Below are 12,967 nucleotides of genomic sequence, written 5' to 3' on the forward strand. Positions count from 1 at the left end.
GGCCGACGGACCCGCGTAGAAAACGGCGTTCTATCAGACCGCTGCGTGAACAGCCGCGCGGTAGCGATCGCACACGACGTCGACCAGCTGCGGGTGTGCGCCGAGAGGTCCGGCGATCTGTGCCCCTGGGGCCAGCGCGTCGACGGCAGCGTCCACGCGCTCCGTCAGCAACCCGGCCGACAGGAAGTAGGGGCTCACGACGATGCGCCGTGCACCGCCGAGACGCAAGCGGCGCACGGCGGCGCGCACATTGCTGTTGCCGGTACCCAGACGAGTGGCGAATACCGTCTGGACGAGGGGATTGTCGAGTTCGGCCGCAAGCTCGGATGCGCGTCGGTGAACAGCGCCGTCGGCGGCGTCATCGCTCGAGCCCACCGCCGTGAACAGCACACCGTCTGTGTGCCGCAACCCGACCTCGTCGAGGCGGTCGGCGAGCGCAGTGATCAGACGGGGGTCGCTGCCCAACGTCGGCAACTGCCGAACATTGATCGCCGGATTCGTCGCGCAGGCGTCGTCGATGATCGCAGGCAGGTCGACCTTGCTGTGAAACGCGGCCGAGAGCAGTAGGGGAGCGACCACGACGTCGCCTTCGCAATCGGCGAGCACCTGCTGGACCGTCGGGGTGTTGAGGTCCAGATAGGCGAGGCACACGTCGACGCCGGCGAGTTGCTCACCGACCGCCTTCGCGATGCGCTCGACGGTCACCGCGAACCGCGGATCACGGCTCCCGTGAGCGGCGAGAACAAGTGTTGTCACACAAGTTCTTTCAGGTGCAGCGACGACAGTGCATCTCCCACGAGTCCGGCCCCGAGGGTGTTTCCGCCCTGCGGATCGATCAGCAAGAAGCTACCGGTCTCACGATTGGTGTTGTAGTCGTCAGCGCTGACCGGCTGAGCGGTCTGGACCGAGATGCGGCCGATCTGATTGAGCTCCAACGCGTCCGGGGCGTCACGCAGGACGAGTTCCTGCTCGTCGAACAAGACCTCGAGTCCTCCGACGATGGCCTGCGTGGTACGGGCGCCGTGCTTGAGCAGCAGCCGGGCACCGGGGCGCAACGGCTTGTCGCCTAACCAGCAGACAGTGGCGCTGAACTGCGAGATCGGTTCGGGCGCATCGGCAACCGCTGCGATCACATCGCCGCGGGAGACGTCGACGTCATCGGCGAGGACCACGGTGATGCTCCGGCCGGTGTGTGCCGACTGCAGAGATCCGTCGGCGGTGTCGATGCGCTCGACCGTGGTGTGCGTGCCCGAGGGCAACACCACGACTTCGTCGCCGACAGTGACCCGGCCGGCAGCGACCTGGCCGGCGTAACCGCGGTAGTCCGGGTACTCAGCGGTGCGGGGACGGATCACGTACTGGACAGGGAAGCGGAAGCCGACCGGCTTGCGATCTTCGCTGGCCGGAACGGATTCGAGGTGTTCGATGAGGGTGGGACCGTCGTAGAACGGGGTGTTCTCGGAGCGGATCGCTACGTTGTCGCCATGCAGAGCGGACACCGGGATGGACACGACCCGGTCGGCACTCCACCCGAGCGAGGTGGTCATGTCGGTGAACTCGGTGCGGATCTCGCCGAACACCTTCTCGGGGTCATCGACGAGGTCGATTTTGTTGACCGCGAGCACGAGACGCGGGACCCCGAGCAGCGCCATCACCGCGGCGTGGCGACGGGTCTGCGAGATGACACCCTTACGCGCGTCGACGAGCAGGATCACCAACCCGGCGGTCGATGCCCCGGAGACCGTGTTCCGGGTGTACTGGACGTGCCCGGGAGTGTCGGCGAGTACAAAAGACCTTGTCGGCGTGGCGAAGTACCGGTAGGCGACGTCGATGGTGATGCCCTGTTCACGCTCGGCGCGCAGGCCGTCGACCAGAAGAGACAGGTCCGGCTGATCGAGACCTCGGTCGACCGAAGCTCGGGTGACCGCGTCGATCTGATCGGCCAGAACCGATTTGGTGTCGTAGAGCAGCCGACCCACGAGGGTGGACTTGCCGTCGTCGACGCTGCCCGCAGTGGCCAGACGCAGTAGGTCCGGAGCATGCAATTCAGAGGCGTTTGTCATCAGAAATAGCCTTCGCGTTTACGGTCTTCCATGGCAGCCTCGGACACCCGGTCGTCACCACGGGTGGCGCCGCGTTCGGTCAGGCGAGATGCGGCGACCTCGGCCAGGACGGCTTCGTTGTCGGCCGCGTCGGACAGGACGGCGCCGGTGGTAGAACCGTCGCCGACCGTGCGGTAACGGACCGAGAGGGTCTTCAGCTCTTCACCTTCGGCAGGACCGCCCCAGGGGCCAGGGGTCATCCACATGCCGTCGCGCGAGTAGACGGGCCGCTCGTGCGCGTAGTAGATCGAGGGCAGGAGTACCTGTTCGCGAGCGATGTACCGCCACACGTCGAGCTCGGTCCAGTTCGACAGCGGGAAGACACGGACATGCTCGCCCGGCGCATGCTTGCCGTTGTACAGGTTCCACAGCTCGGGTCGCTGACGTTTGGGGTCCCACTGGCCGAACGCGTTGCGTAGCGAGAAGATCCGCTCCTTGGCGCGAGAGCGTTCCTCATCGCGGCGCGCTCCGCCGAAGACCGCATCGAACCGGTTCTCGGTGATCCCGTCGAGCAGGGGCACGGTCTGCAGCGGGTTCCGGATCCCGTCCGGGCGCTCGGAGAGGCGTCCGTCGGCGAGGTAGTCCTCGACCTTGGCCACATGCAGGCGGAGGTTGTGGCGCTCGACGACAGCGTCGCGGAACTCCAGGACCTCAGGCAGGTTGTGTCCGGTGTCGACGTGCAGCAGCGAAAACGGCAGCGGCGCAGGCCAGAACGCCTTCAATGCCACGTGCAGCAGCACCGTGGAGTCCTTGCCACCCGAGAAGAGGATCACGGGGCGCTCGAACTCGCCCGCGACCTCGCGGAAGATGTGGATGGCCTCGGACTCGAGTGCGTCCAGGGTGGTGAACTCGTCGTCTGTGTCCACCGGCAGCAGATCGGTGCTCTGTTCAACGGTCATGAGGCGTGCAACCCGCATTCTGTTTTGGCAAGACCGGCCCAACGGCCGCTTCGAGGATCAGCGCCATCCACCGGCTTACTGGTGCACGGGGCGCAGCCGATGGAGGGGTACCCCTCGTCGACAAGGGGATTGACCAGGACACCGTTGGCGTCGATGTACTCCTGGAACTGCTCGTCTGACCACGCCGCGAGCGGATTGATCTTCACCAGTCCGAAGGCGTCGTCGAAGGAGATCAGCGGTGCGTTGGCGCGGGTGGGCGACTCCACCCGGCGGATACCGCTGACCCAGGCCTGGTAGCCGGACAACTCACGCTTGAGCGGCACCACCTTTCGCAGGCGGCAGCATTCTCCGGGGTTGGTGGCGAACAGATTGCGACCGACGGTGGCATCCTGTTGCGCGACAGATTGTTCGGCTTTCGCGTTGACGATCTCGACGCCGTAGACATGTTCGACGGCGTCGCGCGTGCCGAGGGTTTCGGCGAAGTGATATCCAGTGTCGAGGAACAGCACCTTGAGCTTGTCCCCTCCGAGTTGCTCGGAGTCGATCGCCGCGGCCGCGACATCGATGAGCACGGCATCCTGCATGTTCGACGCGACGATGAAGTCGCTGCCGAAGGTGTCGGCCGTCCAACGCAACAGATCCTGTGCCGACGCGTCCGGCCCGAGTTGAGCGGCACCCTGTTCGGCAAGGTCACGCAACTTCGCCTCGTCGCGAATAGCGGTACTCATCGCAATTCCTCCTCATCGGCGCGAACCGCCCACTCCGCAAACCGTTCGCCCTCGTTCCGTTCCTTGATGAAGTTCCGGACCACCCGGTCCATGTAGTCGCCGATCTCTCCCGAGAGCACCTTGTGCTGGCGCAACTTTCGGCCGAAAGCCGAATCTTGTCCGAGGCTGCCGCCGAGATGGACCTGGAACCCGTCAACGGTGTTGCCGTCGCCATCCTCGACCAACATGCCCTTGAAGCCGATGTCGGCGATCTGAGCGCGGGCGCACGAATTGGGGCAACCGTTGATGTTGACGGTGATCGGCACGTCGAGCTGCTCATTGACATCTGCGAGTCGCTTCTCGAGCTCGGGCACCAGCACCTGCGACCGCTTGCGGGTCTCGGTGAACGAGAGCTTGCAGAACTCGATACCCGAGCAGGCCATCAGGTTCCGTCGCCACGGCGAGGGCCGGGCCTCGAGTCCGTGGGGGGCGATCTCCTCGATGAGCTGCTCGACCTTGTCGTCGGGAACGTCGAGAACGACCAACTTCTGGTACGGCGTGAAGCGGATCCGATTCGACCCTGCGCGCTCGGCGGCGTCGGCCACGGCGGTCAGCTTCGTCCCGGACACACGGCCTGCGATGGCGGCGAATCCGACGGAATTCAGCCCGCTCTTGAGTTTCTGGACACCGATGTGGTCACGCGGCGCGGTCAGCGGGATCGGGGCGGGACCGTCGACCAGTTTGCGGCCGAGGTACTCGTCCTCGAGCACCTGGCGGAACTTCTCGATGCCCCAGTCCTTGATCAGGAACTTCAGGCGAGCCTTGGTGCGCAGCCGGCGGTAACCGTAGTCGCGGAAGACCGAGACGACGGCCTCCCACACGTCGGGGACCTCGTCGAGTGGGATCCAGGCGCCGACGCGTTGGGCGAGCATCGGGTTGGTGGACAGGCCGCCACCGACCCAGAGATCCAGTCCCGGACCGTGTTCGGGGTGGTTGACGCCGATGAAGGCGACGTCGTTGATCTCGTGGGCGACGTCCTGCAGACCGGAGATGGCCGTTTTGAACTTGCGGGGGAGGTTGGAGTATTTCGGGTCGCCGATGTACCGGCGGACGATCTCGTCGATCGCCGGGGTCGGGTCGAGGACCTCGTCGGTGGCTTCTCCGGCCAGCGGTGAACCGAGGATGATGCGCGGGCAGTCGCCGCAGGCCTCGGTGGTCTTGAGACCGACCGATTCGAGCCGCTCGAAGATCTCGGGGACGTTCTCGATGTTGATCCAGTGGTACTGGACGTTCTCGCGGTCGGAGAGATCGGCGGTGTCGCGGGCGAACTCGGTGGACAACTGCCCGACCGTGCGGAGCTGCTCGGTGCTCAGCGCCCCGCCGTCGCAGCGGACCCGCATCATGAAATGCCGGGCCTCGAGGAGGTCGAGGTTGTCATCGCCGGTCCACGTACCGTCGTAGCCTTCGGCGCGCTGGGTGTAGAGCCCCCACCAGCGCATCCGACCACGCAGATCGCCCTTGTCGATGGAGTCGAAACCCTGCTTGGAGTAGATGTTCTCGATCCGGGCCCGGACGTTGAGCGGATTGTCGTCCTTCTTGGCCTGCTCGTTGGCGTTGAGCGGCTCGCGATATCCGAGAGCCCACTGCCCTTCTGCGCGCCGTTTCGCGGGGCGTGCCCGCTTGGCCGGTTTCCCGGGGGCGTCGGCAGTCGACGTCATGGATGCTCCTGTCTGGCGGACCCGGGGCAGCCGCGAACATGTGCCGATGGCACCCGGAGTCCTGCAAATGGATTAAGGGGAGGGCGGTAGTCGCACGTGTTCAGACCTGCGCGAACCCGGGCTGCGGGTCGCTACGGAACGTGCGGACTAGTTACGACACAGCGCGCTGCATGCACGCTTGAGGTCAATGTGCCGCCGCATCGCGAGCCACACCCCTTGAGAAGTCACGTCGCCCATAGTGCCACGGCCTCCCTTGGTGCGTCTACTTGGGCTTAGTTCGACTCATGGCGAGTCGAAGTGCATTGCCAGCCGGTCTTTGAGTTTCCAACAACAACGATGTGGGGCTCATTCCCCGGGCGGCGGAGTTTGTGACTTCTTGAGGTCGCGTCCCCACTTCACTGCGGCCAGGATGATCTTGATCCCCACGCCCACCACGATCAGGTTGAGCACCATCTGCACGGTCACCACTGCACGCGATACGTCGACAGAGGCGGTGATGTCCCCGAAACCGACGGTCGCGAACACCGAGATCGTGAAGTACAGCGAGCTCATCCGCGACAGCGGCTCATTGAACTGAGCCGGGTCGTTGACCGAGAGCATGTAATACCCGAGGGAGAACGCGAGTAAGTAGATCGGCGCGATGATCGCCAATGCCTCGATGGCTTTGACCGCGGGCGTGGCCGACCGCATGATCTGTCCGATCTGCCATACCGCGGTCAGCAGGGCGACCCCGAGAAACGCCACCACGATGGCCAGTCCCGCCCAGTCGTCGAAGGACTTCCACGGCAGAGCGAAATACGCCACGAGATAGGCGACGACCGTGGCGAGCGAGCGCAGCGACGTCAGTACGAGGAGTCGCTTCGGCCACACGATCTTTGTGTTTGTCCCGCTGGACGGTGTCATCAGTGAACCCCCGGTCGATCGCGGCCGGTGCATTTGGCGTTGCGAGCGGCCCTGCTGGGATGATCGAACCACGATGTCGAACATTCTGATCCCGCGATCGCACACCGAGACACCTCTCGGGCTCTATATCCATGTCCCGTTCTGCGCGACGCGCTGTGGATACTGCGACTTCAACACCTATACGGCCGGCGAACTCGGGACGGCGGCGTCGACCGATCAGTGGCTGACCGCCCTCGACGGCGAGCTGGCGATGGCGGCGCGACAACTGGCGCCCGTGCGGCCGGTGTCCACGATCTTCGTCGGCGGTGGCACCCCATCGCTGCTGGGGGCCGAGGGGCTCGGCGAGGTCCTGACCTCGGTGCGGCGGTACTTCGACATCGCGCCGGGCGCGGAGATCACCACCGAGTCAAATCCGGAGTCGACGTCACCGGGGTTTTTCGAGGGGATCGCCGGGAGCGGTTTCACCCGCGTCTCGCTCGGCATGCAGTCGGCCGCAAGTCACGTGCTCAAAGTTCTCGACCGCACGCACACGCCGGGCCGGGCGGTGGCCGCGGCCCTCGAGGCACGTGCTGCAGGCATCGAGCACGTGAACCTCGATCTCATCTACGGAACGCCGGGGGAGCGAGACGAAGACCTGCGCGCATCACTCGATGCCGTCCTGGCAGCCGGGGTAGACCACGTCTCCGCCTACGCGCTGATCGTCGAAGACGGCACGGCGCTGGCGCGCAAGGTCCGTCGCGGCGAGCTACCGGCTCCGGACGACGACGTACTGGCCTCGCGCTACGAGATGATCGATTCAACTCTGACCGCGGCAGGCATGCAGTGGTACGAGGTGTCGAACTGGGCGAGTACCGGGGTTCCCGACGCGCTGTGCCGCCACAATCTCGGCTACTGGAACAGCGCGGACTGGTGGGGCGCGGGCCCTGGAGCGCACTCACACGTTGCCGGTGTTCGCTGGTGGAATCACAAGCACCCGGCAAGATACGCCGCGGCGGTGGGCGCGGGCGAACTCCCGGTAGCCGGGACGGAAGAGTTGACGACAGATGATCAGCACACCGAACGCGTGATGCTCACCCTTCGCCGTTCGACGGGGCTGCCGTGGGACGAACTGGACGCCACCGAGCAGCGGCGTGCGCGCCAGACCATCGCCGATGGGCTCACCGAACTCGTCGGACAGTCCCTGGTTCTGTCCAACCGTGGTCGTCTGCTTGCCGATGGGGTGGTTCGAAACCTGTTGGCGGGGTAGCGAAGTCGTCCGCCGGTGGCGCCGGTGACGCGCTCTGCTGCGTGAGGGCGGACATGTTGTCGAGGTCGAGCAATCGCGCGTGGATCACATGACGGTTACGCAGCGCAGAACGGACGGCTCGGTGGAGACCGTCTTCGAGGTACATGTCGCCGTTCCAGCGCACCGCGTGCGCGAACAGGTCGCCGTAGAACGTCGAGTCCTCCGAGAGAAGTTTGTCCAGAGCCAGCACCGTGGTGACGGTGATCAGTTGGTCGAGCCGCAGCTGGCGCGGCGGGATCTTGGCCCAGTCGCGGATCGACAGCTGATGGTCCGGGTACGGCTTGCCATCGCGGACGCCTTTGAAGATCACCGGTTCACCGTATCCGTTCCGGGTCGCCGTAGACTGGATCAACACTGAGGGTTGGAGGTGAACTGCTCATGTCGAGCACCGATGAACGTCGCTTCGAGGTTTTGCGCGCAATCGTCACCGATTACGTGGCAACCCAGGAACCGATCGGATCGAAAGCGCTTGTCGAACGCCACCATCTCGGCGTGTCCAGTGCCACAGTCCGCAACGACATGGCGGTACTCGAAGCCGAGGGATACATCACACAGCCACATACGAGCTCGGGTCGGGTGCCCACCGACAAGGGGTACCGGCTGTTCGTCGACCGGATCAGCGAGGTCAAGCCGATCTCGCAGGTCGAACGTCGAGCGATCCTCAGCTTCCTCGATTCCGGCGTCGATCTGGACGACGTCCTGCGCCGCTCGGTACAACTCCTTGCACAGCTGACCCGGCAGGTCGCGGTCATCCAGTACCCGGTGCTCTCGTCGTCGGCGGTGCGGCACCTCGAAGTCGTCGCGCTGACCCCGTCCCGATTGCTCCTGGTGGTCATCACCGACACCGGGCGCGTCGAGCAACGCATGGTCGAATTGGGCGCTGACCTCGGAGACAACGACATCGCGCGGTTGCGCGACATGTTCTCGGCGGCGTTGAACGGGCAACGCCTCGAGGTCGCCTCACACGCGGTGGCGGAGCTGGCGAACCAGGCCCCCGAAGACCTCCGGCAGCCGTTCATCCGGGTCGCTACCGTCCTGGTCGAGACGCTCGTCGAGCGGTCCGCAGACCGCCTCGTGCTCGGCGGTACCTCGAATCTGACCAGGGCCGCCGCTGACTTCGCGCCGATGGCCGGTGCGATGGGCTCGGTCCTCGAAGCGCTCGAAGAGCAGGTGGTGGTGCTCAAACTGTTGGCAGCCACCCAGAACTCCGGGACCGTCACGGTTCAGATCGGCGAGGAGACCCGCGAAGAGAACCTGCGGGGAACCGCGGTGGTTTCCACCGGGTACGGTGCCTCGGGAACAGTGTTCGGTGGTCTCGGGGTACTCGGCCCGACCCGAATGGACTATCCGGGAACGATTGCCTCGGTCGCCGCCGTTGCCAGATATGTCGGCGAGGTCCTGGCCGACCGGTGACGTGCAGAGCCGCACGGACGCCGCAGACAGACAACACGCTTACGAAGAGAGAACGGACAACACACCGCCGTGGCACGTGATTACTACGGGATTCTTGGGGTGGACAGGGGCGCGAGCGATCAGGAGATCAAACGCGCCTACCGCAAGCTCGCCCGCGAACTGCATCCCGACGTCAACCCTGACGAGTCTGCCCAGACCAGATTTCAGGATGTGTCGGCCGCATACGAGGTACTGACAGACCCGGACAAGCGCCGCATCGTCGACGCCGGCGGAGATCCGCTGGAATCGGCCGGCGCCGGCGGGTTCGGTGGGTTCGGCAACGGCGGCCGCACCGGTGGCCTCGGAGACGTCTTCGAGGCATTCTTCGGTGGCGCCGGCGGAGGCAGTAGAGGGCCCCGGGGTCGGGTACAACCCGGTTCAGATGCGCTGCTGCGTATGAAGCTCGATCTTGACGAATGCGCCGCGGGCGTCAGCAAAGAGGTCCGCGTGGACACCGCGGTCCTGTGTGACGTGTGCACGGGTAAGGGAACCAACGGCAACAGCAAGCCGGTGACCTGCAGCACATGTAAGGGCGCAGGCGAGATCCAATCGGTCCAGCGGTCGTTTCTCGGCCAGGTCATGACGTCGCGCCCCTGCCCGACCTGTAACGGTGCGGGCGAGACAATTCCGGATCCTTGCCACAAATGCGGCGGCGACGGGCGGGTGCGGTCCGAGAGGACACTGACGGTGAAGATCCCCGCCGGTGTCGGCGAAGGCATGCGGGTGCGCCTGGTCGGTCAGGGCGAGGTCGGCCCCGGCGGCGGTGCCGCCGGCGACCTCTACGTCGAGGTGGCGGAGAAGCAGCACTCGGTGTTCGTCAGAGATGGCGACGACCTGCATTGCACCATCCGGGTTCCGATGGTCGACGCCGCGCTCGGCGGATCCATCGACATCGACACCATTCTCGGCGGGTCCACCAACGTCACGATCGACCCGGGTACGCAGCCTGGTCAGATCGCCAAGGTGCGTGGGCAGGGCATGCCGCATCTGCACACCGGTGTTCGAGGGGCGCTTCACGTGCATCTCGACGTTGTCGTGCCCACCCGCCTCGATGCCCAGCAGGTCGCGAAACTCAAGGAATATCAGAAGCTGGCGGTCGGGGAGCAGATCGAGCTGGTAACCGCAGGATCCTCCAACACCGGTGGACTGTTCTCGCGGCTGCGTAACGCCTTTGCCGGGCGCTGACCACTGTCGATGAGCCCACCGGTGTTCTGGGTCGATGTGGTTCCCGGTGCGGAGTCCCTGGTGCGACTGGACGGCGACGAAGGTCGTCACGCGGTGACCGTGACCAGACTGATCGCGGGAGAACGGATCATCGTTTCCGACGGTGCCGGCACTGCCGGGCTCTGTGAAGTGGTCCACACCGTCGGGAAGAGTTCGCTCGAGGCCAGGGTTCTCGAGGTCGCCGTGACGCCGGCGCCGACGCCGACCGTGACGATCGTGCAGGCACTGCCCAAGTCGGAGCGTTCGGAGCTGGCCGTCGACCTCGCCACCGAGGCGGGCGTGGATGCGATCGTGCCGTGGCAGAGTGCACGCTGTGTGTCGAAGTGGGTTGGTCCCAAAGCGGAAAAAGGGGTTGCCAAGTGGCAGTTTGCCGCCAGGGCGGCAGCCAAACAGAGCCGACGCGCCTACATCCCCGAAATCTCACCCCTTGCCACCACCAAGGACGTTGCCGCGAGAGCCCAGTCCGTGATCGATGGCGGCGGTGTGGTCGCGGTGCTCCACGAGGGAGCGGCGACGAGTCTTTCCGCGCTTCCGCTGGCGACGGCGACGCAGATCATGCTCGTGGTCGGACCTGAAGGTGGACTGGACGTTTCCGAGATCGCAGCGCTGACCGCGGTCGGCGCGACCTCGGTCCTGCTCGGTCCCGAGGTGCTGCGCACCTCCAGTGCGGGGGCCGTAGCCCTGGGAGCGATCGGTGCGTTGACGTCCAGGTGGAATGTCGGGCCGGGCTGGCGTGCACCATGAAACGCGTCAAACTCGCTTACGGCGAACGTAACTCGCAGTTCGGGCACCTCTACCTTCCGCCCGCCCCCGGTGACGGACCGGTTCCGCTCGTCGTGCTGGTGCACGGCGGATACTGGAGTACCGAGTTCGCTCTCACGATCGAGTCCGCCATCGCCAGAGACCTCGCCGACCGCGGGGCGATCGTGTGGAACATCGAGTACCGCAGGGTAGGGGAAGACGGCGGCGGATGGCCGCGGACCGGCAACGACGTGATCGCAGCGCTCTCGGCCCTCGACGCCCCGGTTCGATATGCCCTGCCGGAGGACATCGCCGGCCGGGTTGCCTGGTCGGACGTCAGCGTGATCGGTCATTCCGCAGGAGGACAGCTCGCCGTCTGGGCGGTGTCCCGGTTGGGGGCGAAGACGAAGCGGGCCGCAGTCACCACCGTCATCGCTCAAGCCGCGGCGCTGGACCTGTGCTTCCGTGATCGTCCGGCCCGACCATCGCTCCGGGCACTCATGGGGGCATCGATCGCGCAGGCGCCCCAGCTCTACGCCGACGCCTCACCCGTGGATCAACCACCGTTTCCCGCCCATGTGGTGGCCATCCACGGCGACCTCGACACCTCCTTGCCCGCCGAGATCAGCCGGGACTATGTTCGCCGGGCATCGGCCGCCGGTCAGTCCGCGGAATTGATCATCGTCGCTGGTGAGGGCCACGACGTGTTCGTCGATCCACGCAGTCGCGGCCACCTCGAGACCGTCCGTGTCCTCGGATTGCCGCGTCGGACGAAATATTGAGGCGAAACAGGGCGTTCGGTGGACGTAGAATCGTGGCACAAGCATCACTGGCAGAGCAGGAGAAGCAACTTTCGTGAGAGATGACAACAGCGCAACCCGGGCTGATCACAGCGCGGCCGGGAGTCAGGTGCGCGGCGCGGTGACCACAACGCTCGAAGTGTCGCCCGATGTCATTTTCGGACTGCTCGGTGCCGGCGACAAGAACCTCCGTGAACTCGAATCGCATCTCGCGGCCGACATCCACGTGCGCGGCAACGCGGTGAAGTTCACCGGCGAACCGGCGGACGTGGCGATCGCTGAGCGAGTCGTGTCCGAACTGGTGTCCGTGGTCCGTCGCGGTACGGAGCTGAACCCCGATCTCGTGCGGCACAGCGTCCGTATGCTCACCGACGGCTCCGGGGAATCCCCGGCCGAGGTGCTGAGCCTGGACATCCTCTCCCGGCGCGGCAAGACCATTCGGCCCAAGACGCTCAATCAGAAGCACTACGTGGACGCCATCGACAAGAACACGATCGTGTTCGGGATGGGACCGGCGGGTACGGGTAAGACCTATCTCGCGATGGCCAAGGCGGTCCAGTCGTTGCAGAGGAAAGAGGTCAGCCGGATCATCCTGACCAGGCCCGCCGTGGAGGCGGGCGAGCGACTCGGATTCCTGCCCGGCACGCTGCACGACAAGATCGACCCGTATCTACGCCCGCTCCACGACGCCCTGCACGACATGATGGACCCGGAGGCGATCCCGAAGCTGATGGAGGCCGGTGTCATCGAGGTCGCGCCACTGGCCTACATGCGTGGCCGCACCCTGAACGACGCGTTCATCATCCTCGACGAGGCGCAGAACACGACCGCCGAGCAGATGAAGATGTTCCTCACCAGGCTCGGATTCGGCTCGAAGATCGTCGTCACCGGCGACGTCACCCAAGTCGACCTCCCATCGGGTGGCTCGGAGAGTGGTTTACGGGCCGCGGCGCGCATCCTCGAGGGCATCGAGGACATCCAGTTCTCGCAACTGACGAGTGCCGACGTGGTGCGGCACCGCCTGGTCGCCGACATCGTCGACGCGTACGGCAGGGAAGAGGCCACCAACGAGCTGCACGGCAATCGCGCCCAGCGGCGCGCCGGCGGTGGACGCAGCCGATGAGGATCCCTGCCGA

At 65.5% G+C, this 12,967-nt stretch carries 13 protein-coding genes; 6 read left to right on the forward strand and 7 right to left on the reverse strand.

Annotation, left to right across the window (positions count from 1 at the left end; translation table 11 throughout):
• Positions 1-33: 33 nt before the first annotated feature.
• From J3S28_RS13300 to J3S28_RS13325, 6 genes are all read right to left on the reverse strand, one after another.
• Complete coding sequence (locus J3S28_RS13300; protein WP_207841221.1) at positions 34-756, reverse strand: sirohydrochlorin chelatase; 723 nt, start codon at positions 754-756, stop codon at positions 34-36.
• Complete coding sequence (locus J3S28_RS13305; protein WP_084894201.1) at positions 753-2,063, reverse strand: sulfate adenylyltransferase subunit 1; 1,311 nt, start codon at positions 2,061-2,063, stop codon at positions 753-755. The genes J3S28_RS13300 and J3S28_RS13305 overlap by 4 nt, the downstream gene beginning before the upstream one ends.
• The gene (gene cysD, locus J3S28_RS13310) at positions 2,063-3,001 is read right to left on the reverse strand and encodes a sulfate adenylyltransferase subunit CysD (RefSeq protein WP_207841222.1); all 939 of its coding nucleotides are present in this window, start codon (positions 2,999-3,001) and stop codon (positions 2,063-2,065) included. Before cysD ends, J3S28_RS13305 begins: the two co-directional genes overlap by 1 nt.
• Positions 2,998-3,729 (reverse strand): phosphoadenylyl-sulfate reductase, encoded by a 732-nt coding sequence (locus J3S28_RS13315; protein WP_207841223.1) that lies wholly within the window; start codon positions 3,727-3,729, stop codon positions 2,998-3,000. The genes cysD and J3S28_RS13315 overlap by 4 nt, the downstream gene beginning before the upstream one ends.
• On the reverse strand, positions 3,726-5,426 hold the full coding sequence (locus tag J3S28_RS13320; protein WP_207841224.1) for a nitrite/sulfite reductase: 1,701 nt from the start codon (positions 5,424-5,426) through the stop codon (positions 3,726-3,728). The genes J3S28_RS13315 and J3S28_RS13320 overlap by 4 nt, the downstream gene beginning before the upstream one ends.
• Positions 5,427-5,771: 345 nt before the next feature.
• Positions 5,772-6,329 carry a potassium channel family protein gene (locus J3S28_RS13325; RefSeq protein ID WP_207841225.1) on the reverse strand — a complete coding sequence of 186 codons (558 nt, stop codon included), beginning with the start codon at positions 6,327-6,329 and terminating at the stop codon, positions 5,772-5,774.
• A 73-nt stretch (positions 6,330-6,402) separates the two neighbouring features.
• Here J3S28_RS13325 and hemW point away from each other — a divergent pair, with 73 nt between their 5' ends.
• Positions 6,403-7,575 carry a radical SAM family heme chaperone HemW gene (gene hemW / locus J3S28_RS13330; protein WP_207841226.1) on the forward strand — a complete coding sequence of 391 codons (1,173 nt, stop codon included), beginning with the start codon at positions 6,403-6,405 and terminating at the stop codon, positions 7,573-7,575.
• On the opposite strand, the gene J3S28_RS28335 is transcribed toward hemW, so the two are convergent.
• Positions 7,487-7,924 carry a type II toxin-antitoxin system VapB family antitoxin gene (locus J3S28_RS28335; RefSeq protein ID WP_240498370.1) on the reverse strand — a complete coding sequence of 146 codons (438 nt, stop codon included), beginning with the start codon at positions 7,922-7,924 and terminating at the stop codon, positions 7,487-7,489. The two genes, hemW and J3S28_RS28335, sit on opposite strands and share 89 nt — an antisense overlap.
• A 68-nt stretch (positions 7,925-7,992) precedes the next feature.
• Here J3S28_RS28335 and hrcA point away from each other — a divergent pair, with 68 nt between their 5' ends.
• The 5 genes from hrcA to J3S28_RS13360 all read left to right on the forward strand — a co-directional run bounded on the left by hrcA (position 7,993) and on the right by J3S28_RS13360 (position 12,954).
• On the forward strand, positions 7,993-9,027 hold the full coding sequence (hrcA, locus tag J3S28_RS13340; RefSeq protein ID WP_084835348.1) for a heat-inducible transcriptional repressor HrcA: 1,035 nt from the start codon (positions 7,993-7,995) through the stop codon (positions 9,025-9,027).
• Positions 9,028-9,096: 69 nt separating this feature from the next.
• The gene (gene dnaJ / locus J3S28_RS13345; RefSeq protein ID WP_207841227.1) at positions 9,097-10,251 is read left to right on the forward strand and encodes a molecular chaperone DnaJ; all 1,155 of its coding nucleotides are present in this window, start codon (positions 9,097-9,099) and stop codon (positions 10,249-10,251) included.
• 9 nt (positions 10,252-10,260) lie between these two features.
• A complete protein-coding gene (locus J3S28_RS13350; RefSeq protein WP_207841228.1) occupies positions 10,261-11,034 on the forward strand; it encodes a 16S rRNA (uracil(1498)-N(3))-methyltransferase in 774 nt (257 codons plus the stop codon).
• Positions 11,031-11,813, forward strand: coding sequence for an alpha/beta hydrolase family protein (locus J3S28_RS13355; RefSeq protein WP_207841229.1), 783 nt, complete (start codon positions 11,031-11,033; stop codon positions 11,811-11,813). Before J3S28_RS13350 ends, J3S28_RS13355 begins: the two co-directional genes overlap by 4 nt.
• 127 nt (positions 11,814-11,940) lie before the next feature.
• Positions 11,941-12,954, forward strand: a complete 1,014-nt coding sequence (locus J3S28_RS13360) for a PhoH family protein (protein WP_307797136.1) — start codon at positions 11,941-11,943, stop codon at positions 12,952-12,954.
• Positions 12,955-12,967 lie beyond the last annotated feature (13 nt).

Source organism: Williamsia soli (assembly GCF_017377795.1).
Taxonomy (GTDB): Bacteria; Actinomycetota; Actinomycetes; order Mycobacteriales; family Mycobacteriaceae; genus Williamsia; species Williamsia soli.